The sequence below is a fragment of the Robertmurraya phoenicis genome (assembly GCF_047302285.1).
Taxonomy (GTDB): Bacteria; Bacillota; Bacilli; order Bacillales; family Cytobacillaceae; genus Robertmurraya.
This window is the reverse complement of record NZ_CP154845.1, coordinates 190,815-215,076: the sequence shown is the minus strand read 5'-3', so window position 1 is coordinate 215,076 and position 24,262 is coordinate 190,815. Positions and strand designations below refer to the sequence as shown.

Genomic DNA, 24,262 nt, shown 5'->3' with positions numbered 1-24,262 from the left:
GACTCTTGAATACTTGAATATTCAAGCATTGAAGGTGGACTTATGACTGAACCTATTACATTTATATACCCAGAAAAATGGCTTTCTAAAGCTTCTTCAGGTGAGCGCGTAGCCCATGAGCTACGGATGCGAATTATTTCTGGTTTAACCCCAAGTGGTACAGTTCTCTCTGAAAATAAATTGGCCGCCGATTTTTCTGTAAGTCGTTCACCTATTCGAGAAGCATTAAAAATATTGGCTTCTGAAAATATGATTCGTTTAGAAAGAATGGGAGCGGTCGTGATCGGGCTTACTGATAAAGAGATCGAAGAAATTTACGATGTGCGCTTATTGATTGAATCATTCGTTTTTGAGCGTCTCGTAAAAATGGATACGAATCATTTAGCAAAGGAACTTAGCAAAATAGTAGAAATGATGAAAGTGGCCATTAATTATTCCGATGCAGATGAATTTTCCTTACAAGATGTGTTGTTTCACGAAACGATCATCCGTTCCATTAACCACTCTTATATCCTGATGATTTGGGAAAACTTAAAGCCCGTTATGGAAGGCTTCATTCTTTTATCGATGCGAATGCGTTTTGCAGAAAAAAATGAGGATTTTACAAGAATTATTGACAACCATGAATTGTATATAGAAGCGATAAAAGCAAAAGATCGAAACCTGATGGTTCAATCTTTACACAATAACTTTGATGATGTACAAGAGAAAGTTGAAGATTTATGGAGCTCACAACAAATGCTAACTAAAGGAGTAGAACAACAAGATGACTAACTACATGTTAGGGATTGATATTGGGACAACCAGTACAAAGGCCGTATTATTTAGTGAACAAGGCGAAGTCATTCAACATGAAAATGTCGGATATCCCCTTCACACGCCAGATATATCTACAGCTGAACAAAATCCTGAAGAAATTTTTCAAGCAGTTCAACAAGTGATGACATTGATTATGAAAAAACATTCTGAGAAAAAGCTTTTATTTGTGTCTTTTAGTAGTGCGATGCACAGTGTCATTGCGATGGACGAACAGGATCAACCTCTTACTCCAGTTATCACTTGGGCAGATAATCGCAGCGAAGGATGGGCTCGAAAGATCAACGAAGAATGGAATGGCCATGAAATTTATAGACGGACTGGAACACCGATTCACCCGATGTCCCCATTATGTAAAATTGCTTGGATTGTTCATGAACGACCAGAAATCGCGACGAAGACTAAAAAATACATTGGCATTAAAGAATATATTTTTAAGAAGTTTTTTGACAAATATGTTGTTGATCATTCGTTAGCATCTTGCATGGGGATGATGAACCTTCATACATTAGACTGGGATGAGGAAGCCTTATCGATGGCAGGAATCACTAGGGATCAATTATCAGAGCTTGTTCCGACAACAAAGTCGTTCACCGGCTGTGCTCCTAATTTAGCAAAACAAATCGGCATCGATCCTGAGATCCCTTTTATTATCGGTGCTAGCGATGGCGTTCTTTCTAATTTAGGTGTCAATGCTTTCCGAAAAGGTGAAATTGCGATCACGATTGGGACAAGCGGAGCGATTCGCACGGTGATTGACCAGCCCCAAACCGATCCAGAAGGAAGAACGTTCTGTTATGCCTTAACGGAAAATCATTGGGTTATTGGTGGTCCTGTCAATAACGGCGGTGTGATCCTGCGCTGGATTCGCGATGAATTAGCCCCTTCTGAAAACGAAACAGCGAAAAGATTGGGGATTGACCCTTATGAACGATTAACGAAAATCGCTGAACAGGTCCGACCTGGTGCGGATGGGTTAATCTTTCATCCCTATCTTGCTGGAGAACGCGCTCCACTGTGGAATCCAGATGTACGCGGCTCATTCTTTGGATTGACTCTTTCTCATAAGAAGGAGCATATGATTCGAGCAGCCCTTGAAGGCGTTCTATACAATTTATATACAGTTTTTCAAGCATTAACCGAATGTATGGATGGTCCTGTGACAAGAATTCAAGCAACGGGTGGCTTTGCAAGATCAACCGTTTGGAGACAAATGCTAGCCGATATTTTTGAATCTGAGGTCGTCGTTCCCGAAAGCTATGAAAGTTCATGTCTTGGCGCATGCATACTAGGACTTTATGCGACAGGAAAAGTGGATTCGTTTGAGGTCGTAAACGAAATGGTCGGTGAAACGGTGAAACATACGCCAAATGAAGAAGCAGCTAAGGAATACCGACAATTGCTCCCGATCTTCACGAACCTCTCAAATAAATTAAAAGATGAGTATACAGAAATCGCTAATTATCAAAGAAATTTAGTAAATTCAACGAGACAATAGGGACAACTCCCCTATCAACCATGAGAAAAAGGAGAAGAGAATATTGAATACGATTGGTGTTATTGGATTAGGAGTTATGGGTAGTAATATTGCCTTAAATATGGCAAACAACGGCGAGAAAGTAGCTGTCTATAATTACACACGAGATTTAACGGATAAGCTCATCGAAAAGTTGGATGGTCAAACGGTTACTCCTTATTATGAAATTGATGCTTTTGTACAGTCATTAGAAAAGCCGAGAAAGATCTTTTTGATGGTAACGGCCGGAGCTGCCATTGATTCAGTCATCCACACCTTACTCCCTCACATTGAACAAGGAGATATCATCATGGATGGTGGTAACTCCCATTATAAAGATACCGAACGTCGCTATGATGCGTTGAAGGAAAAAGGGATCGGGTATTTAGGAATTGGGATTTCCGGTGGTGAAGTAGGAGCTTTAACAGGGCCATCTATTATGCCTGGTGGAGACCGTGATGTCTATGAAAAAGCTGCTCCGATTCTCACCAAAATAGCCGCTCAAGTGGATGGTAACCCATGCTGTGTGTATATCGGCCCAAAAGGAGCCGGGCACTTCGTGAAGATGGTCCATAATGGGATTGAGTATGCAGATATGCAACTCATTGCTGAAGCCTATACGTTTTTACGAGAAAAGCTTCAATTATCGGTTGAGGAAATTGCTGATGTATTTGAAGAATGGAATGCAGGAGAACTTCAAAGTTATTTAATCGAGATTACTGCTGAAATTTTAAGAAAAAAGGATGAAAAAACAGGACAACCACTTATTGATGTCATTCTCGATAAAGCGGGGCAAAAAGGAACAGGAAAATGGACGAGTATCCAAGCAATTGACCATGGAATTCCGACATCGATCATCACAGAATCTCTCTTTGCTCGTTATATTTCAGCCTTAAAAGAGGAACGAATGATGGCACAATCGATCTTAACTGGTCCGGAACAGGAGCTAAATCTATTAGATAAAAGTACGTGGGTCGAATATGTAAGACAAGCTTTATATATGGGGAAAATTTGTGCTTATGCTCAAGGATTCAATCAGTATAAAATGACTTCAGAGCCTTTTGACTGGAATTTGCCGTTAAAGGATATTGCCCTCATTTTCCGTGGTGGCTGTATCATTCGTGCGCAATTTTTAAATGTGATAAGTGAAGCGTACGAAGAACAAGCAAGTTTAGCTAATTTATTAATCTCACCTTATTTTGCCGAGAAGATGAAAGACTATCAAACTGGACTACGAAAGGTCGTTTGTGAGGGAATCGGGTCAGGAGTTGCATTTCCTTGCTTAAGCTCTTCCCTTACGTATTATGATAGCTATCGTACTGGAAGATCTAACGCTCATTTACTTCAGGCACAACGTGATTATTTCGGTGCCCATACGTATGAGCGTACAGATGCTGAAGGATCTTTTCATACGAACTGGTCATGATAAAATCAATAAAAATGCTCCTACAAAATGTAGGAAGCTTCCGGTTTGACTAATTCGATCCAACCATCTCTCACCCTTAAGCGGAGTTTTTCCTGTTATCTCCTCAAAGGAGTCCCTTTTTGGGGAAATAACGGAAGATTTTCCGCTTATGGAGAGCAAAATCGTTTATTTGGGCATTTTTTGAGTGAATAGCAGGAATTTTTCCTGTTATTTCGGCTCTTTTTCATGATGGTTTCTCATTAAGCGGAATTTTTCCTGTTATTTTTTCATACCGATATTCCTATTATTTATACGAACATTTTATTGAACACTCATCCACAAGTCGAGGGAATTTATAAATTCCTGACAACTGAAAAAACAAGTGAGGAAAAGCAATTTTCCCCACTTGTTTTTCTTTAATGAGGTTAGATGAAGGTAGGATCGCCTGGTGCTTATATTGTTATCGTTCAGAAAAGTTAAAGGCTAGAGAAGATTATAGAGGGGTTGTACATTCAGCCACTGGTAGGATATCAGCTTCTTAATTATGATATAATTTTTACATATTTACCAATTTTATCAAAAGGGTTGATACTATGCGTTTGCTGATTCTCTTTTTAATCCTCTTAATAGCAGCTTTACTTTCACAAGGAACGAATAAAATTGTTAATCTATCAAACAAGTCATTTTATCATGCTCTCTTCTTTTTATTTTTTGGAATAATATCTTCCGTTACTTATTTCTTGAGCGTAAAAGAGTTGCAAAGCTTTGTATCTACTTTAATTTTAATAGGGTTTGTTTTTACCATCTTTTACATTCTTTTAGGGGTCTGGAAAAAGAACCATGATAATTAAAAGTAGTACATTGATAACAGGACCCATCACTATGCAAAAGTGATAGATCGTATACTAGAATCTCTCTTAGAGCCGTTATAAAAAGGAAATCATGATTTATCGTTCAAAAAAAGCTCTCCAGGTTCCCGGAGAGCTTTTTTGATTAACCCATTATATGAAAAACAAAGTTGAAAAGAAATAGACTGGCAATCACGTATAATGTAACCGAGACTTCTTTCGCTTTTCCAATCGCAATTTTTAAGATCGGATACAAAATGAATCCAACGGCAATTCCATCAGCAATGCTGTATGTGAAAGGAATCATCGCAATGATAAAAATTGCTGGAAAGCTTTCACTCAAATCTCCTAAATTCAGATTACGAATGTTTTGCAGCATTAGTCCTCCGATAATGATCAGGATCGGCGCAACGGCGCTATTCGGGATCAGTTTAATGACCGGAATAAAAAATGCGGAAAGAAGAAACAAAACACCTGTCGTTACGGTCGTTAATCCTGTTCTTCCACCTGCAGCCATTCCTGCTGTACTTTCTACTGTTGCTACAGTTGGACTTGAGCCAAACAGACCGGATAGAAAGACAGATACCGAATTGGCTTGAAAAGCACGGGAGAACCGGTCCGAACGATTGATGAAGGAAAGATGACCATGTACTAGTCCGATGTTTTCAAAGACAAGTACCATCGTTAAGGAAAAGACAGCAATCCAAAAGCCTAATGAGAGGATATTGTCAAAAGACAAGGCCCCGAATACGCCCATATAATCTGAAAGAGAAAAAGCCTCTGTCTCTGATGGTTTGAAGTCGATGACTCCAAATGCCCAAGCTAACCCTGTTCCCACCACGACTGTAATCAGAAAGTTCCCAGGCACATTACGTAAAAACAAAATGATCGCTATGAGAAATGTTAGCACCGTTGCCAGCACTTGCGGTTCGCCTAGCTCCCCTAATGCAATAATCGAATTGGTACCCTTTTCGACAATGCCACCCTTTTCAAGGCCAATGAGCATGAGAAAGAATCCAAGTCCAATCGTGATCGCTTCTTTTAAAGACTGGGGAATTGCCTCACTCAACGTTTTAGAAAAGCGTGAGAATGCCACGATCATAAAAATGAGCCCTGATACAAAGACAACGGCTAATGCTTCTTGCCATGACATCCCCATCGATTGAACAATGGTGTACGAAAACAAGGCATTCACGCCCATTCCTGGTACAAGGAGAATCGGAACATTTGCCCAAAATCCCATCAGAAAGCAACCTGCAAAAGAAGTGATAATCGTCGCTAAAATCGCCGCTTCCAATGGAATTCCAGCTTCTGATAGAATCAGTGAGTTGACCGCAATAATATAGACGATCGTAAAAAAGCTCACTACCCCTGCTAGCAGCTCCCGTTTGATCGTTGTCTCATTCTTTTCCAGCTGAAAAAGTTGATTAAACATCTAAAATACCTAACTATTCAATTAGCCCTCTCCCTACCCGCTCTCCCTAAAATAATAGGTGAGCCACAATCAATAATTTTAGCAAACAACTCTCATTCTGCCAAGATTCTTGCAATAACAACTATTTTCCAACACAAATAAGCACAATGAATCTTATCATTCACTGTGCTTTGACGTTTACAAACATTATCTACTTTTCCTCACTCTTAAGAAACCATCAACAACATCCCAAACTAACGCTAGTAACCATAGAATAAATAGCCAGATTGTCGTTTTCTCCCAAATAACCTTAACTACATTATAAGCTTCACTCCCAGAAGAGATAAGCCCGTTTTCAATTAATTGATTCATAAAGTTTGGATTCCAAATAGCCGGCTCTGCAATGACGAATAGTAAACCAATACAGGAAATGATATTTACGATAGTTGTAAATAGAACAAGCTTCATCGTCCATCTTCCATAAATTAATTTCAAGCATTCCTTTATGATCCCAAAACCGAACATCAGTACAATAAAGAAGAAATAATAACCATACAATTCTTCGTTAAAAAATGGAATTACCTTACGAAACTTTCCATCTTCAAAGAACCATACGCCAAAGTACTCATGGGAAAACCCGAATATCACCAATAAAATAATTAGAAATACTATTCCAGTTATTGCTTCTCCTCGCTTTACTTGCCCTCTTGGATCTGGAATTGCTGGTAGATCAGAGGGATCCCAGCCTTCCTTTACCTTCTTAGTCGTCTTGTTAATCTCTTTCTCAGCTGAAAATTGAATCATCGCAAACGCAAATGTCGTCCAGCCATAAGCCATCGGTAGGCCAGTTACTAAGGAAATGATACAAGAAATGAAAGATTGTAAAATAGAAGGTGGATCCAAAATAATGTTGATGATAAACCCCACTCCAATAACAGCCCCAGTGGAAATTAATGCAATTTTTAATACCATTATATAGGGATCGAATAATTCTGGACCTATTAAATAGCGCTTAGTTTCGCGGTATTTTTCTGCTAATTTCCGTGGTTCCCCTAATTCCAGCAAGACTTCCTCCACATGCTTTTCCACCCCTTGACCATCTTGCACTCGTTCTTCAAGCATATCTTCAATTAAACCGCGTAGCTCTATAGCAATATCATCCCTTTGTGAATGGGGGAGTTTTTGTGTCACTGCGTAAATATAACGTTCAATGGTTTCCATTTAATTACCTCCTTTGTTTTCAAGCAGTTTATCTAAGCTTTCCACCATACTTCTCCACTCGACAACAAGTTGTTCAAAAACTTCTTTTCCCGTTTCACTCAGAAGATAATATTTCCGAGGTCTAGCTTCATTTGTATCCCATTTGCTTTCCAAAAGTCCTTGCTTTTCTAATCTGCGAAGTAAAGGATATAAGGTCCCCGGTTCCACCGGGAAATCCCTCTCCTCTAATGAAGCTACAAGAGAATAACCGTACTGTGGTTCGAACAGCTGACTTAATACGCCAATTGTCAGTGTCCCTCTTCTTAACTCCTGCATTAATTTATCTAAATGTTCATTTGTATCGTTCATATCATCAACTCCTATTTTTATAATACTGTGCAACACACACTATTGTCAAACCTATATTATTAAATAATGTAAAATATTGAATAAATGTATTAAATAGAGTAGGCGCATGAAAATTTCATGCGCCTCTCACAGATCCGTAGGTCATTAAGTTTGTACTCCGCCACAAACAACCTACTTTCTATTCGGTCCCGAATCTACGGCTATCTGCCTCATCGGTATTCTGTTTAGTACACACTGAGTCTATAAGGGCTTTCCTTCTCTTTCATGGACAGACAGGCTTCGCACAAATCATTGCCTTTTCGGTCAATGTTTGCCTTATCAACTCGTGACAAGTCACTTACCTTTGTGGCCTTTCCGGTAAGCTTATTCACTACTATCCTCTGCTCTGACTTCTCGCCTTCCTTCGCACACTTCTTGTCCATTCGGGTTTTGAACGATGCTTACCACTTTGTAGTGGAGAAGATGAGACCTCCTTGGGTCACGTCATTTCTCTTTCATTCGAATCCAGTCCTCATAACTTGTAGGATTTATTTCTTTTGTGGTATTGGTTTGCCCCATCTTTCGCAAGGTTCTCCAATCCTACCAGCCAACCGGTGAATGCCACCTGTTCCGAATTTTGCCTTTGGTCCCTCCGCACGAAACCTCACGATACTCGCACTGTCCGTCAGCTAACATTTCCGCCACAACGGCATGTAAGGGATTTACACCCTCTAGAGAAAAGCGCTGCCAAGCGCACAAAAGTCATCCCAAATACTTCTTGGAATGACCCCAAACCATTTAACAGTACTCATTTTTGATACAAAAAAAGTGAAGATATCAATCTTCACTTGCGTTACGTTCGATATTATTTTACTTCTATCGTTAAGATTTCATCCTGACCGGCACGGACAGATTGCTTTTCACTTTTCGAAATCGACTGCATTTGATCCGTATTTGTAATGATGACAGGAATCATATCACTGGCAGCTTTCTCTCTCACTAACTCTGGATCAAAGGTAATTAATTTGTCTCCAGGTTTTACGGAGTCTCCTGTTGCTACATGAGCTTCGAAGCCCTCACCATTCATCTCAACAGTTTCAAGGCCGATATGGATTAAGATTTCAATACCATTCTTCGTTTCAAGCCCTACGGCATGCTTTGTTGGAAACACTTGAACGATTTTCCCTTCAATTGGGGAAACAACTGTCCCATTTAAAGGTTTAATCGCAACACCATCTCCCATCATTTTTTGAGAAAACACCGGATCAGGCACTTCTGATAATGGAATAATCTCACCATCTACAGGTGAATAAATTGTAACTTTCGTCTCTTTTTTACCAAATAATTTGGACAACATGAAAAATGACCACCTTTCTTATGAAAATATTGTTAGTTTTAATAAAATAAATCCAGCAAATAGGGATAATACAAGGAGAACACTCGAAACTATTTTTTCCACTGTCGTTAATGGTTGAGGATTTGACGCGGATGAAAGCTTTCTCTTCGCGAGATAAGCAAGAATCACCATAATGATATTCCCTACAACTAATTGAGAAATCAGCATAAGCACGAGGAATCGATCCCCTCTGCCTTTTCTCACTCGTTCCTCTTTTGGGATTTGATTAAGAAAATGACCCCATATCGGATTAATAAAACCAATCAACATAATAACCGCATAGATGGGCTGTGAATTCAAAAATCCTTCAATTGATTGCTCGCTACCCTGTATCACTAAAAATAAGTAAACCACATAGAGAATGGGAATCAGTACCGATAATACGAGGATCATTGTATACCATCTGTTTGTGTTATTCTGGTGTATCTTCATTATCGTCTCGCTCCTTTTCAAGCGCAAAATTCAAATATCCTCTATAAATAAGGTCTAGAATAGAAAATAACCCGATAAAGGATCGATGTTCAAAACCATAATATCGTCCAAGCTTTGTCGACTCATAGTAGACATTGTACGTAGAAAGTTCTGCTAGCTTATTATTTTTGAAGCTAGTAATTGAAAGTGTCGGAACCCCTCGGAAAGAGAGTTGCCTAACACTATTCATAATATTGGTCACATCACCGCTTAATGAAATGATCATGACAAGGTCGTTCTGTTTAATTCGAGAAAGAAGAATATCAAATTCCCGTTCTGCCGGGATAATGAACATCTTTTTATCACAGGCAATGAGATTGCGTGATAACTCTTCCATGGCATTCTTTTGACCCCAGCCTGTTGCAAAGCCATAGATCGTTTCTGCCTCATGGATATGCTGATAAACGGGATCCATCTGGTTCTGTTTAAATAATTTTCTCGTCATCTCGATCTCTTCTACTTGGATGTCAAAAAGATTTTGATGTTGTTTCATTTCTTGTTGTTCGTTTTTCAGACTATACTTAAACTCACTATAGCCACTAAATCCTAATTTCTGTGTCATTCTTAAGATGGAAGATTTAGACATTGCGCAGGCCTTTGCCAATTCCATGATACTCATATTGCTACAGGCTTCAATATGATTGAGGACATATTGCAGTGTTTCTAAATCATTCTCCGTTAATTTGTCGTAATGTTTGTTGATTAAATCCTGAAGCATGTTCATTCCCTCCAACAAATCGCATAACAATTCTATTATAGCTTTTTATCGGGAGAGAGTATAATGAATACTTGTTTTTAGAAATAGGGAGAGCCGATCATTCGACTTCTCCCCTCTCTGATTAATGTAATTCTGGCCAATAAGCCTTATTTGCTTCAATTAACTCATCCAATACTTGTTTTGCTACAGCAGCATTTGGGACCGTTCTAGATAGCGTTAATGCTTGCCATAATTTTTGATAGGATTGCTCCATCCATGCTTCTACCACTAATTTTTCAACGGCAACTTGCTGTTCCATTAATCCTTTTTGGAAACGAGGAATTTCACCTTGCGTTAATGGCTCTGGACCATTCGCTCCAACGATACATGGCACTTCAACCATTGCTGTTTCATCGAAATTAGAGATAGCCCCTTTGTTTTCTACAATTAATAGCATTCTTTCATGGGTATTGTAGGCAATTGCACGTGCTAAATCAATGATATAGGAAGCATGATCTCCAGCTTTCAATGTCGTACCTTCTGATGTTCCTGTTTCCACAATGCGATTACATTCAGAGAATACATTCTTTTCTCGACCATCGATGACCATATTTGCACGCGTATAATTTGGGTCAGAATGCTCTACCTCTTGATTTGGGAAGAAGTAATATTTTAGATACGTATTCGGTAATGTCTTCGGATCAAGGGCTTGTGTATCCTTTGCCGCTTGGAATGTTCTTTGCCAGCTACCATCGCTATGAATACCAACATCGTAACCATTCTCTTGAACATGTTCGATTAGTTGTGGCATTAAATCATTGCCTTCTTGGTCACGGATATCTGTCCACCAACCAAAATGATTTAAACCATAGTAACGAATATTCATTTCTTTTCTTGAAGAAAGCCCTAAAATCTTCGCCATTCTTGCTTCAATTCCGATTGGCATATCGCAAATATTAAGGATTTTAGAATTTGGACGTAATCTTCTCGTCGCTTCCGCTACAATCGCCGCTGGATTCGAATAATTTAGCATCCATGCATTAGGTGAATATTTCTCCATATAATCGACCATTTCAATCACGCCACCGATAGAACGCATACCGTAAGCAATTCCACCTGGTCCACAAGTTTCTTGTCCAACAAGACCGTATTTCAATGGGATTTTCTCATCTAATTCACGCATTTCATATTTCCCAACACGGATATGAGCCATCACAAAGTCGATATCGCTAAATCCTGTTTCTGGATCCGTTGTTGCAACGAAATCAATTTCTGGTGCTCTTTCTTTAATTAAAATTTCACAAGCATCTGCTACGATTTTCTGTCTAGCTTCATCATTATCATAAAGTTTGATCTGACGAACGGGGAATCTATCAAGATTGTCTAACATTAATAGAACGATTCCTGGTGTATACGTACTACCTCCGCCTGCAATGGTGACTGAGAATTTTTTCATGATATATCTCTCCCTTGATGTTTATTTATTTTTCTCTACCTTAATGCCTTAATTTACTTGATGTGTTAAAAGTTCAAATTGTTCTCTTACTTGAGGTACTGAAAGTCCAACGATGACTTGAAGTGCTTTCCCGTTTCTAACCACTCCATGGGCTCCACCAGCTCTAAATGCTTCATCTGGCTGAACGAGATTGATATCTTTTACACTTACTCTTAGTCTTGTCGCACAGTTACTAATCGTTTCGATATTATCGCTACCACCTAATGCTTCTAAAAAAAGTCCAGCTTGTTCCGTGTACTGATTTCCACCACTAACGCTAGCCGCTACGTCACCTTTTTCGGCAGCCTTTTTAGCTTTGTAATCTTTCTTCGTAAATAGCTTCGCTTCTTCATTTGCCTCTTCTCTACCAGGCGTCTTCAGGTTGAACTTCTGAATTAAGAAGCGGAAGACGAAGAAATAAATAACGGTGAAGCTAAGTCCGATGGCAATTTGTGTTACATATGTTCCCCAGTGATTAGAGAAAAGTGGAATCCAGTTCTTTGATGCCATCGATAATAGTCCGCCACCAAAGTCTCCAACAACTCCAAACGCATACATTGTTGCTGACATGGTTGCTGCGAGTAACGCATGGATGACAAATAATACAGGAGCTAAGAATAAGAATGTGAATTCTAATGGTTCTGTAATACCTGCGACAACCGCTGTTAATGTTACTGGCAAAATGAGCGCCAACACTTTCTTTCTGTTTTCCTTTTTAGCTGTGAAGTAGAATGCTAATGCAATTCCCGGTGCAGCAAACACTTTGGAATTTCCGTGTAAGGCGAATCCACCTTCAGGGAATAATGTCTTCAGTGACTCTGTTGATTGACCAAACTGTACGATATTTTCCATCCAATATTTTTGAAGACCGCCTTCGACAATTGCTGGTCCAAAGTTGAATGGAACGTAGACAAAGTGATGTAAGCCTGTTGGGATTAGTAGGCGCTCCAAGAAAATGTAGAGCCATACTCCAAATGTTCCAGATGTTGCCATGAAATCTTGTAAGGAAGAAATTCCTGTCTGTACCATTGGCCAGAACCAAGCAGTCAAAAGGGCAACCGGAATCATGACAAAGTATCCGATAATGACCACATAAGCGGAACCTTGGAAAATCCCAAGCCAGTCTGGTAATTTTGTATCAAAGTATTTGTTGTGCAACCAAACCACAATCGATGCGACCACGATAGCACCCAAGATGCTCGTGTCTAATGTTTTAATTCCAGCAATCATTTTAAGACCACTATCTCCGCCCACTTCAGCTGCGAAATCGACTCCGAATGTCAATCCAAAATATTGCAATATATTTGAAACGAAATAATTAAATGTTAAATAAACAACCAATGCTTCCATCGCCGCTCTAGCATTTGCTTTCTTTGCTAGACCAATTGGAAGACCTATTACGAAGAGCAGTTCCATCTGATTAAAGATCGTCCAAGCTCCACCTTCTAGAACATTCCATACGCTATACCACGTTGTCCCCTCAGTTGCGAGACCACCCACTATTAAAGGGTTTTGCATAATAATCGTAAGGGCGACCATAATACCTGCAAAAGCGAATAATGAGACCGGTGTAAACATGGCACCGCCAAAACGTTGAATTTTTTCCAAGACAATCACCTCTTTTTTGTTTAATCCATTTCTTCCATGCACTTGTCCCATTTAGAAACGAACATCGTTATATCTTCTAGTATGAGGGAATAACGAGTAGATATTTGTTTCACCATTGAAAAAGATGCATGTTGAAATTGACTTAGTTGCTTTATTCATTGCCTTACACTTGCATTATCCGATCTTCAGAAAACGTTTTCAATGTATTCGAGGGACAATGGACTATCGATCGTTTTTCGGGAATCTTCCCGTTTGCTGGGAAATTTCCCAGCGTTATTTTTCTACAGACGAATCCGGTGAGATGAGCAATTAAGTTAACATGTTGCGCAATTAATCCCGAAAGGTTCGCAATTAATCCCGAAAGGTTCGCAATTAATCGGAAATCCTACGCAATGATCACCGAAAGGTACGCAAAATCCTAGAAAACCTGTGCAATCCCGGTCTACCTCTACATCCTGAAGCAGTTTTCCAATAAAAAAGCTCCTACAAAATGTAGGAAAGCTTCCGGTTTGACGAATTAGCTCCAAACATCTCTCACCCTTAAGCGGAATTTTTCCTGTTATCTCCTCCATGAAGTCCCTTTTAGAGGAAATAACGGAAGATTTTCCGCTTACGGAGGGCAAAATCGTTTATTTGGGTATTTTTTGAGGGAATAGCAGGAATTTCTCCTGTTATTTCGGCTCTTTTTCATGATGCTTGCTTATTAATCGGAATTTTTCCTGTTATTTTTTCATAGCGATACGCCAACTGTTTATACGAACACTTATCCACAAGTCGAGGGAATTTATAAACTCTTGGACAATAAAAAAATACAGCGGATTGATGTCATCCACTGTGTTTATGAATAGGTTAGATTTTCTTCACAAATTCCGTTTTCAGCTTCATAGCGCCGAATCCATCAATTTTACAATCAATATCATGGTCTCCCTCGACCAAACGAATGTTCTTCACTTTCGTTCCTTGCTTTAAGACGGATGAGCTCCCTTTAACTTTCAGGTCTTTAATTACAGTTACTGTATCCCCATCATTTAATACATTGCCATTGGCATCTTTAAAAACTTTCTGTTCCTCCCCATTTTCCCCTTCACTACTTTGCGTCCACTCATGAGCACATTCTGGACAAACGAGAAGGGCTCCATCCTCATATGTATATTCTGAATGACATTTTGGACAATTAGGCAAATTACTCATCTGATTTCCTCCACTATTGAAATTAATCTATTTATATTACTATAACAAATAAACCGATCGAGACGGGGAAATAATTCTGCTGCGCTTACACTATAGAAAGCCATCCCTTTATAACCGCACCGCCATCAGGATGATTTTCTGCGACTAAATCTCCACCATGCTGCCTCATGATTCCTCTTGAAATCGTTAATTCTAATCCTGTTGATTTAAGAATCGATCATTTCTCTCGTATTTTGAACAAAAAGTTCATAAGCCGCTTTCGAAATATCATTATAATCTATCGTAAACCAAGCGTTATAATCTGATTCCACATTCTTTGCAAACAGAATCGATGATAGATTTTTAATAATTTGATACGAAGCATATGGATGAGGAAAATTCGGATCATCCTTTGCTTGGGTCAAGAATTTTTTAAGTAAGGTGTGTTCCTTTGAATAGATAAGCTCAACTAGTTTTGCCCGATACTCCAATTCTTTTGGTTGGAGATTCGGGAAATGCATATAGTCATACAAATGTTGAGCTTCATGCTTTAAATAAGAGACTTGAAAAAGCTCTTCATCTAAGTCCGGGTACACTTTGGCATTACAATATAAACCCTCTTCGTTTGCCCATCCTCCAACATGTTTGTGTTCACAAGTTGCAAAGCTCATCCAACCTTCAAGCAAAAAGTCTGACATCATATGTACTGTAACGGCTTGTTTAGCAAGAGGTAATTCTACCTCAAACTGTAATTTATGCATGTTCTTCCAAATGTACGGTCCTCTATAAGGAGGTGTTACCCCGCCCAAAAAGTGATATCCTTTTTCCTTAAAAAGTTCTAATAATCTCTCCTCGATTTCATCCATCGTTTCATTAAAATCATTTTCTAGAAGGTTACTTAAATGTTCAACAAGCTCCTTCTCTGCCTCGTCTATTGTTTTGGCATTGATTAATACCAATCGAAAATAATGATGATAGGCTACAATCACACTTTTAATAAATGGATCTTCTGATCGAATCTCTTCTTCGTATTCATCTGAAAAAAACCTGTTCTTAAAACGTTGTTCAAGTTCCTCCATTTCTTCTATCTTCGGATAAATATTATTCAATATGTCCATAGCAGCGATAATATCCCCTTGAAGGCAGCGTGCAAAAAACGACTCCAGATTATGATTCATGATTTAGATAGCACCTCTTTTAAATACGAAATATTTTATTTTATCTAGATTATTTTATTTTTCTGAAAAAATGATTGATGATTCGCGATATTTTTGTTAGTATAATAATTATTTTCTGAATATTTAAGTTTTCATCATCAGGGGGCTTCTTATATGCTTACATTTCTTCTATCTATTGTACTCTTAATTTTGGGCTATGTCGTATATGCCAAGGTCGTCGAACGGATTTTTGGGATCCATCCTGAACAAAAAACACCTGCCTATACAAAGGAAGATGGCCTTGACTATGTGCCAATGCCATGGTGGAAGGGCTGGTTGATTCAATTATTAAATATCGCTGGACTTGGCCCTATCTTCGGTGCTTTAATGGGAGCTTTATATGGACCCGTTGCCTTCATTTGGATTGTGATTGGCTGTATTTTTGCTGGAGCGGTTCATGATTATTTTTCCGGAATGATGTCCCTTCGTCACAACGGTGCCCAATACCCAGAACTAGTTGGCCGTTATTTAGGAAAAAACATGAAATTCATCATTAATATCGTTTCTCTTGTTTTAATGATTCTGGTGGCAGCTGCCTTTACAGCTGGACCTGCGCAATTAATTTCGCAATTGACTCCGTTATCATTCGGTACCGTTCTTATCATTATTTTTGCTTACTTTTTATTAGCAACAATCCTTCCGGTAAATCAAATTATCGGGAAAATCTATCCGCTCTTTGGTGCTATTTTAATTTTCATGGCAGTCGCGATCGGAGGAGCCTTGATATTTATCGATACACCTATCCCGAATCTCACATTGGCTAATCTTCACCCACAAGAGCTGCCCATTTGGCCTTTGTTAATGGTCACGGTATCTTGCGGAGCGATTTCTGGATTCCATTGTACTCAAAGTCCGATTGTCGCTAGAACGCTTAAAAATGAACGTGATGGTCGTAAAGTATTTTACGGAGCGATGATTGGTGAAGGAGTGATTGCCCTTATCTGGGCAGCGGCCGGGATGACATTTTTTAATGGCACAGAAGGTTTACAAGCGGCCATTGCTGCAGGCGGACCTGCTGGTGCGGTAAATGAAATATCCACTTCCCTTTTAGGAACATTAGGTGGAATTTTGGCTGTATTAGGTGTGATTATCTTGCCTATCACAACAGGTGATACAGCCCTACGTTCATCAAGGATGATTTTAAAAGAAATGATACATGGAAATAAAAAAAATGATTGGAAGCAAGCCTTATACTTTTCCATTCCTGTCGCCATTCCAGCATTCTATTTATCTACGATTGATTATTCCTTTTTATGGAGATATGTTGGCTGGTCCAATCAGCTCGTTGCAACGGTGACTCTCTGGGCAGCAACTGTCTATTGTTTACGTAAAGGAAAATTCCATTGGATTTGCGGGATACCAGCTTTATTTATGACCGGCGTTGTTGGAACTTACATTTTCTACGCACCAGAAGGATTCAATCTTAATTATCAAGTTTCTGTCATGATTGGACTAGGCATTACATTAATCGTTATGGTCTGGTATATTTACAAAATCATAAGTAAAGAACGAAATTTAAAAGTAGAAACAGCCGCATAACTTATATGACAAAGAGGCAGGGTCTGAGATGACCCTGCCTCTGTAGTTACTAAAGCCCTAATGAAAATAAAACAACTGCCAAAATGGCGCCAATTAACGGTACAACGACAGTCAATGCTCCAAACATTGGATAGGCATCTTTATGTGTTTCTCCTGCTATCGAACGGATCGTGGTAACGACATATCCTCCTGATGGGAGTGAATCCAAAGAACCGGAAGAGATGGCGACCACTCGATGGAGAGCATCAGGATCGACACCTTGATCCAAGTAATGTGGTGCTAGTAATGGCAATGCGATCGCTTGTCCTCCTGAAGATGAGCCGGTTAATCCAGCGATAACGGCAACAGCCAATGCTCCGCCAATTAATGGGCTTCCTGGAATACCAGTCATAAATCCGACAGCTTGTTCAAACGCTGGAGTAGCTTTTACAACACCACCAAATCCAACTACTGCTGATGTGTTTGCAATGGCAATAATCGCTCCAACAGATCCTTCTGAAATGGCTTTTCCAATATCCTTGAAGTATTTACGATTAATGATGTACGTTGCCAAAATTCCACCTGTTAAGGCAATTATAAGCGCAGATTGTTTTAATGAATCATGGAATATAAATGAAATCACTAATACTACAGCTAACGGAATGAAATTGATGATCGGATTTGGCAATTCCTCCCGAACTTCGTGATTGTCTGATTCTCTTGAGATAAATGATTCCCCTTTTTTGACGGCATTCTTAATGGCTTTTGTTAACCACCAATATCCAAAAATTATCATAAATACAGCCACGATAATACTGACTTCCCAGCCTGCATAAGCATTGGTCCCTAGATATTCAATGGGAATCCAGTTTTGAATTTCCGGTGAACCTGCTGAAGTCATGGTGAACGTAGTGGAACCAAAAGCAAGGGCTGCAGGGATAAACCGTCTTGGTAAGTTTGCTTCTTTAAATAAACTGACTGCCATTGGGTATACCGAAAATGCAACGACGAACAAGCTAACTCCGCCATATGTGAGAATGGCACAAGCAATGACGATCGCTAAGGCCGCTCTTTTCATCCCGATCTTGCTGACAATCCATTTCGATATACTGTCAGCTGCTCCGCTATCTTCCATCACCTTCCCGAAAATGGCACCTGTCAGAAACATCAAATACCAAGAGGCGATAAACCCTGAGAACCCGGTCATATAGTTCGTTAAAAAGTTCGCAGCCCCTTCTTCAGTTAGTTGTGGTAATAGTGGTAGCCCGTTTAATATCGTTACAAATAAAGCAGAAAGCGGTGCTACAATTAATAAGTTCATACCCCTCATGGTCAAGTAGATTAATAGTGCTAATCCACCTATCAGACCAATAAAACCTAAGACCATGCATTCACTCCTCCCCCACTACTTACCTTTTATCCCCATATCTACGCACACGTAATAAAGCTTGTTCCGCATGTCCAGCAAAGTTTTCTAGTTGACATAGGCGAACAGCATATTCCCCTATATATGCTGAAGCTTCTGGAGTGACTTTTTGATAGGTTACTGTTTTAATAAATTTTCCTACCCAAAGACCACCTGTGTAGCGTGCTGCTCCTTTTGTAGGAAGAGTGTGATTCGTCCCAATTACCTTGTCACCGTAAGCGACATTTGTTTCAGGTCCTAAAAATAGACATCCATAGTTTGTCATATTCTCGAGAAAGTAATCCGGATTTTCCGTTAAGATTTCAACATGCTCAAAAGCTAGTTTATCTGCTTCAACAACTGCTTCCTCTAGGCTGTCTACTAATAATATCTGACCATAATCATCCCAAGAAACTTGGGCTACATCAGCCGTAGGTAATACTTTAAGCTGTCTTTCAATTTCTTCTATCGTTTCATGGGCAAGCTTCTCAGAAGTCGTGATTAAAGCACCTGGGGAAGTAGGTCCATGCTCACCTTGACCTAAAATATCCGTTGCAATGATTTCTGCATCTGCCGTTTCATCAGCTACGACTAATGTTTCTGTTGGTCCTGCAAATAAATCAATTCCAACACGGCCAAATAATTGACGTTTTGCTTCTGCTACAAAGGCATTTCCTGGTCCAACTATCATATCTACAGCTTCAATTGTTTCTGTTCCAATGGCCATAGCTGCCATCGCCTGAATGCCGCCTAGTAAATAGATTTCATCTGCACCTGCTAGATACATAGCTGCAATTGTTGCATGAGGAATTTCCCCATTAATAGGTGGTGTACAAGCGATCACACGTTTGACACCTGCCACCTTTGCTGTTAATACGCTCATATGAGCAGATGCGACCATTGGATAACGTCCTCCAGGAATATAACAGCCTACACTACTAACTGGAATATTTTTATGTCCTAGAATGACCCCAGGAATATTTTCAACTTCTACATCATGAAGAGACGCTAATTGTGCCTCAGCAAATTTCTTTATATTGGTTTGAGCAAATTTAATATCATCAATTGTTTCCTTTGGAACCTCCGCGACAATATCAAGGATTTGTTCATTGGTTAGGCGAAAGGATTCTGGTGACCAACGATCAAATTTCACAGAATACTCTCGTACCGCTTGATCGCCATGAGTTTCAATATCTTTGATGGCATCCGCTACTATTTTCGATACTTCTGAATCCTTTTTTGACACTTCCTCTTGCGATTTCCCAGCCTTAATTACTTTTACCATAATAGAAGTCCTCCCCTCAAATGTGCATGCGCTTTCATTAAATGAATACGTATGCAAAACTAAATAAAGATAAACGTATTCCTCGAATATTATCGTTTGAATACGTATGCAATATAAGTAAAGAATATTCTAATAATAAATACTTGTCAACAGATTAAGTCGTTTTTCTCTCGATTAGCTCCCCTTCGATTTCGACCTTCCCACTTCTGCCGGTATATTCTTCAATTTCAGAAATGACGTATTTCACTGTCTCCTCGACCATTTGAGATACAGGCTGTTCCCATGTGGTCAAACTATAAATAGGCCATGCCGCAATATCGATATTATCAAAACCAATCACCCTTGTTTCAAATGGAATAGAAATTCTATTCTCCCGAAGCGCATCTAATACACCAAGTGCCATGATATCATTCGCCACAAAAAAAGCAGACGGAACCGTACCTTTATTGACGATCTTTTTTGCTGTATTATATCCACCTTCATACGAGTAGTCTGAATCATATTTTTCGTATGGAACCTGGTATTTTTTTAATATCTCTGCAAAACCTTTTTCTCGCTCAATACTTGTGGAAGTATCTCTTCCCCCTGAAATGTACACCATCCTTGAGCAGCCTTTTTCAATTAAATATTGGGCAATTTTTCGACTTGCTTCCAAGTTGTTTGTACTTACGTAAAAGAATTCCTGTTGCTCTACTTTTCTATTAAATAAGACAAGAGGAATCTTATTCTTCTTAAAATCCTCTGTAACCTTAAGTGATAGTGTAGCATCGGTAATGATGACGCCAGCCACATTGTAGTTTAAGAGCATTTCAACATCTTCTTTTTGGATCTCATCATGGTTCGTATGGACAAATAAAATACTATATCCAAGCCTTTTAAAGTGGGCGGTGAATTCCTTTAAAACCTGTGGATAGAAAGGGTTTTCTACTCCCTTCATGACAAGCCCAATAATTCTCGTTTTATTCGTAATTAAACTACGTGCAAACTCATTTGGAACATAACCTAGCTCTTCTGAAGCAGCTACTACTTTTTTTCGTGTTTTTTCTGAAACGGAAGCCCCTCCGAAAAACACTCTGGAAACAGAGGACTGTGATACTCCCGCTAATTTAGCAACATCTTTGGCATTCACTCCGTTACCCATTCCCTAACCTCTTCCAACACTTTAATTTAACTTTTACTAAATATTTTCTATCATTATTTTAACAAATAACGACTAGACTTCTATAAGATTTTTTCATTAAACGAACATAACTGATTTTTCCGGAGAAGGCATTTCTTTTTTGTCATTTTTCTCTCTATACATTTTCGTATCTGCTTCACTTAGCAGTTGATCCATTACCCCTTTTGATGAAGGACTGTATGCATATCCGATAGATACTTTAATAGCAGAAAGGGCTTGCCCCTCACCAATAAGACCCATTTCGATCTGGACGTCTTTTATAAATTCTTCTGTTTGAGAAATACTCACATTTGGAAGAAAAATCGCAAATTCATCGCCACCTATACGAGCAATGATTGCGTCCTCATTTGCATGGGTTTTAAGACGTATCGCCGTTTCTTGGATTAATGCATCCCCGATTCGATGCCCATAACGATCATTAACAAACTTTAACTCATCTAAATCAGCGACAATAACTGCTATCGGGACATCCTTATTTTCATTGTAATCCTTCATTATTGTTTGAAAAAATTCGCGATTATACAGATTTGTCAGTGCATCATGGGATGATTTATATTCTAATTGCTGCTGTAAAGCTACCTTTTCATCAATGTTTCGGAAAACACCCTGTACGGCAACAAAATGTCCATCCCGAAATACTGGTGTAGCATATTCCTCAAACCATATGTATTGACCATGATGGTTCCTAAATCTCACTTTAATAGGATCGGAAAAATTTAGCGTACCTTCTCTCTTTTTAATCAAAATTTCACGATCATCTGGATGAACGATTTCAAATATTTTCTCCGGATTAAGTAGATGTTCCTCTAATGTATTCGGTCCAATAAGTTCATTGACAGTAGAACTCAAGTAACGATAGTTTAGTTTAGGCACTGTTTCAACAATAGGCTGTAAATAGCTTACCTTCTGTTGTAGCTTTTTATTATGGTTATATAGTGTTAAGCAAGTAAGTAGTAGTCCGATCATAACAACTGCAGTAATACTCCACATGAAAAACTTCCCCTTCCTTCAAGTAAAATTATTACTAATCATCTATATTATACTAAATGGAAGGTTCAATCTGTGAAGTAGTTTAATAACTTTAGATGATAATCTGATAGCCCAAATAAATGGCCATTCCCCAAATAATGAGGGCAGATAGTTGATTCACTCGTTTTAACAACTTACCATTACGATCGAGCTGTCCTATTTTTCTGCCTAAAATCGCTAAGAATATAAACCAAACGAACGAGACCGTTATACATGCAATCGTGAAAAACCATTTATCTTCTCCTGTATAAGCAACTGAACTCGTGCCGATTACTCCGATCGTATCCATGATCGCATGGGGATTAAGCAAAGAAACTGATGCAGCAAAGGTCATTTGCCTCTTTGCGGAAAATTGCTTTTGTTCGCCACTTTTCTGTTCAGGACTCCTTTTCCACATCACAAATCCCATATATATTAAAAAGAAGAATCCAATTAAAAATAGTGCTACTTTTAACCACTCAAAATTCAATACGACTAATGAGACTCCCTGCACAGCCAAAAGAATCAGAATCGCATCACAAATACCCGCTGTCAAGATGGCTGGACTCGCCTGTATCAGTTTCTTATGAGTTGCCCCTTGGTTAAAAATAAACACATTTTGAATCCCTAACGGTAAAATTAAGCCAAATGCTAAGAGCATTCCATGAATAAGTGCTTGCATCTTGTTGTCCTCCACTTTTCTTCTAGAGTACTTGATCATGTAAGTTCTGTCTGCAACCAATTGGATGGTCTTTGACCCAACCAATCTGCTAAAATAAAGAAAACTAAAAAAATTGAGGGCTCTTTATGCAAGAATTACACTGGAAACCAGAAAAAAATTCTTCTGTTCCGTTACACCAACAAATCTATGATTATTTAAAAAGAAAGATTATGTACGGAGAATGGACAGTAGGAACAAAGATTCCAACTCAAAGAAGCTTGGCAAAGCAGTTTGATGTGAATCGAAGTACGGTCGTATATGCTCTTGAAGGCTTAATTGCCGATGGACTTTTACAAACAAAAGTCGGAAGTGGGACTGAAGTAGTCAATAATACTTGGAGTCTCCTTACTTCAACAACGCCTCCTGATTGGAAAAGTTATGTGTCTTCTGGTAGCTATAAACCAAACATTGATATCATCCAAAAAATCAATCGGACTGAGGCAGATCCATCCATGATCCGTCTTGGAACAGGTGAACTATCTTCTGAATTATTACCAAATACGAGAATGCGAGAAATTTTTCAAGGGAGTCCTGATGATGGCTTTTCTCTTAGTTATGTAGAACCTAAAGGCCTTTTATCATTGCGACAAACCATTAGTAAAAATTTAGAAACGAAAGGAATTACAGCCTCTCCTGAGTCGATATTAATCGTTTCGGGAGGACTTCAAGCACTGCAATTAATTTCAATAGGATTATTAGAAAGAGGATCCACTATCCTTCACGAAACACCTTCCTATTTAAATTCTGTCCATGTTTTTCAATCTGCTGGAATGAATTTATTAGGGGTGCCATTAGATCAGGATGGGATCATATGCGATGAGATCAAATATTTGAAACGCCAGCACGAAGCGGCCCTATTATATACGATTCCTTCTTTCCATAATCCAACAGGGATCGTCATGTCTGAAAGCAGACGTAAAGAGCTATTAAAAGTCTCTCAAAACACATCATTGCCAATCATTGAGGATGATGTTTATTGTGATTTATGGTTTGACGTCCCACCTCCCACTCCTTTGAAAGCACAGGATCCTCAAGGAAATGTCTTGTATATTGGCAGCGTCTCAAAAACATTAAGTCCTGGGCTTCGTATCGGTTGGGTTGTTGGTCCAGAACCAGTCATTGATCGGTTAGCTGATATTAAGATGCAAACGGATTATGGCTCAAGCTCCCTTTCCCAATTTGCCGTAGAAAAATGGATTGGCAGTGGTTTATATGAAGACTATTTGAAGGAAATAAGAGCAGAACTAAAAACTAGATGAGATTTTACTGTTCAAATTCTAAAAAGCTATTATTCAGAGATTGCCACATGGAATGTTCCACAGGGTGGATTTTATATCTGGTTACGATTATCTGTAGACGTATCTACTCGGAAGCTATTTGAACTAGCACTTCGAGAGAACATTCTACTAAATCCAGGATTAATCTATGATAAACATGACCATCAGCACCTTCGAATCTCCTATTCATATGCTTCGATGGAACAACTCGAAAAAGGATTAATTCGTTTATCAGAGCTTATTGCACATATTAAGAACTGATACCGT

General features: G+C 38.9%; 19 protein-coding genes and 1 pseudogene. 5 read left to right on the top strand and 15 right to left on the bottom strand.

Annotated features, from left to right (window positions below):
* Positions 1-42: 42 nt before the first annotated feature.
* From AA0X71_RS00995 to gnd, 3 genes are read left to right on the top strand one after another with little or no spacing between them, the layout of a single operon-like run.
* Entirely contained in the window at positions 43-774 is a 732-nt protein-coding gene (locus AA0X71_RS00995; RefSeq protein WP_413358196.1) for a GntR family transcriptional regulator, read from the top strand.
* Positions 767-2,314 carry a gluconokinase gene (gene gntK, locus AA0X71_RS00990; RefSeq protein WP_413358194.1) on the top strand — a complete coding sequence of 516 codons (1,548 nt, stop codon included), beginning with the start codon at positions 767-769 and terminating at the stop codon, positions 2,312-2,314. Before AA0X71_RS00995 ends, gntK begins: the two co-directional genes overlap by 8 nt.
* A gap of 40 nt (positions 2,315-2,354) precedes the next feature.
* Positions 2,355-3,758, top strand: coding sequence for a decarboxylating NADP(+)-dependent phosphogluconate dehydrogenase (gene gnd, locus AA0X71_RS00985; protein WP_413362426.1), 1,404 nt, complete (start codon positions 2,355-2,357; stop codon positions 3,756-3,758).
* 972 nt (positions 3,759-4,730) lie between these two features.
* Here the strand turns inward: gnd and AA0X71_RS00980 are convergent.
* From AA0X71_RS00980 to AA0X71_RS00935, 10 genes are all read right to left on the bottom strand, one after another.
* Complete coding sequence (locus tag AA0X71_RS00980; protein ID WP_413358192.1) at positions 4,731-6,020, bottom strand: NCS2 family permease; 1,290 nt, start codon at positions 6,018-6,020, stop codon at positions 4,731-4,733.
* Between the two features lie 186 nt (positions 6,021-6,206).
* Entirely contained in the window at positions 6,207-7,220 is a 1,014-nt protein-coding gene (locus tag AA0X71_RS00975; RefSeq protein WP_413358190.1) for an HAAS signaling domain-containing protein, read from the bottom strand.
* Positions 7,221-7,568, bottom strand: coding sequence for a PadR family transcriptional regulator (locus AA0X71_RS00970; RefSeq protein WP_413358188.1), 348 nt, complete (start codon positions 7,566-7,568; stop codon positions 7,221-7,223).
* Positions 7,569-8,412: 844 nt separating this feature from the next.
* Positions 8,413-8,904 carry a PTS glucose transporter subunit IIA gene (locus AA0X71_RS00965; RefSeq protein WP_413358186.1) on the bottom strand — a complete coding sequence of 164 codons (492 nt, stop codon included), beginning with the start codon at positions 8,902-8,904 and terminating at the stop codon, positions 8,413-8,415.
* Positions 8,905-8,922: 18 nt separating this feature from the next.
* Positions 8,923-9,375, bottom strand: coding sequence for a hypothetical protein (locus tag AA0X71_RS00960; RefSeq protein ID WP_413358184.1), 453 nt, complete (start codon positions 9,373-9,375; stop codon positions 8,923-8,925).
* The gene (locus AA0X71_RS00955) at positions 9,356-10,132 is read right to left on the bottom strand and encodes a MurR/RpiR family transcriptional regulator (protein WP_413358182.1); all 777 of its coding nucleotides are present in this window, start codon (positions 10,130-10,132) and stop codon (positions 9,356-9,358) included. Before AA0X71_RS00955 ends, AA0X71_RS00960 begins: the two co-directional genes overlap by 20 nt.
* A 121-nt stretch (positions 10,133-10,253) precedes the next feature.
* On the bottom strand, positions 10,254-11,567 hold the full coding sequence (locus AA0X71_RS00950) for a 6-phospho-alpha-glucosidase (RefSeq protein ID WP_413358180.1): 1,314 nt from the start codon (positions 11,565-11,567) through the stop codon (positions 10,254-10,256).
* 48 nt (positions 11,568-11,615) lie between these two features.
* A complete protein-coding gene (locus tag AA0X71_RS00945) occupies positions 11,616-13,265 on the bottom strand; it encodes an alpha-glucoside-specific PTS transporter subunit IIBC (RefSeq protein ID WP_413358178.1) in 1,650 nt (549 codons plus the stop codon).
* Positions 13,266-14,063: 798 nt separating this feature from the next.
* Positions 14,064-14,405, bottom strand: a complete 342-nt coding sequence (locus tag AA0X71_RS00940; RefSeq protein WP_413358176.1) for a zinc ribbon domain-containing protein YjdM — start codon at positions 14,403-14,405, stop codon at positions 14,064-14,066.
* Positions 14,406-14,611: 206 nt separating this feature from the next.
* Positions 14,612-15,562: a hypothetical protein gene (locus tag AA0X71_RS00935; RefSeq protein ID WP_413358174.1), complete on the bottom strand. Its 951-nt coding sequence runs from the start codon at positions 15,560-15,562 to the stop codon at positions 14,612-14,614.
* 153 nt (positions 15,563-15,715) lie between these two features.
* On the opposite strand from AA0X71_RS00935, the gene AA0X71_RS00930 reads away from it, so the two are divergent.
* Positions 15,716-17,140, top strand: a complete 1,425-nt coding sequence (locus tag AA0X71_RS00930) for a carbon starvation protein A (RefSeq protein WP_413358172.1) — start codon at positions 15,716-15,718, stop codon at positions 17,138-17,140.
* A gap of 49 nt (positions 17,141-17,189) precedes the next feature.
* Here AA0X71_RS00930 and AA0X71_RS00925 read toward each other — a convergent pair whose 3' ends face one another.
* The 5 genes from AA0X71_RS00925 to AA0X71_RS00905 all read right to left on the bottom strand — a co-directional run bounded on the left by AA0X71_RS00925 (position 17,190) and on the right by AA0X71_RS00905 (position 22,679).
* Positions 17,190-18,506 carry a GntP family permease gene (locus tag AA0X71_RS00925; protein WP_413358170.1) on the bottom strand — a complete coding sequence of 439 codons (1,317 nt, stop codon included), beginning with the start codon at positions 18,504-18,506 and terminating at the stop codon, positions 17,190-17,192.
* Between the two features lie 22 nt (positions 18,507-18,528).
* Positions 18,529-19,809: a histidinol dehydrogenase gene (hisD, locus tag AA0X71_RS00920; protein ID WP_413358168.1), complete on the bottom strand. Its 1,281-nt coding sequence runs from the start codon at positions 19,807-19,809 to the stop codon at positions 18,529-18,531.
* Between the two features lie 154 nt (positions 19,810-19,963).
* Positions 19,964-20,950 (bottom strand): LacI family DNA-binding transcriptional regulator, encoded by a 987-nt coding sequence (locus AA0X71_RS00915; protein ID WP_413358166.1) that lies wholly within the window; start codon positions 20,948-20,950, stop codon positions 19,964-19,966.
* A 96-nt stretch (positions 20,951-21,046) separates the two neighbouring features.
* Positions 21,047-21,979: a diguanylate cyclase domain-containing protein gene (locus AA0X71_RS00910; protein ID WP_413358164.1), complete on the bottom strand. Its 933-nt coding sequence runs from the start codon at positions 21,977-21,979 to the stop codon at positions 21,047-21,049.
* Positions 21,980-22,070: 91 nt separating this feature from the next.
* Entirely contained in the window at positions 22,071-22,679 is a 609-nt protein-coding gene (locus AA0X71_RS00905; RefSeq protein WP_413358162.1) for a LysE/ArgO family amino acid transporter, read from the bottom strand.
* 125 nt (positions 22,680-22,804) lie between these two features.
* Between AA0X71_RS00905 and AA0X71_RS00900 the strand changes: the two are divergent.
* Positions 22,805-24,256 (top strand): annotated as a pseudogene (locus AA0X71_RS00900) (PLP-dependent aminotransferase family protein).
* Positions 24,257-24,262 lie beyond the last annotated feature (6 nt).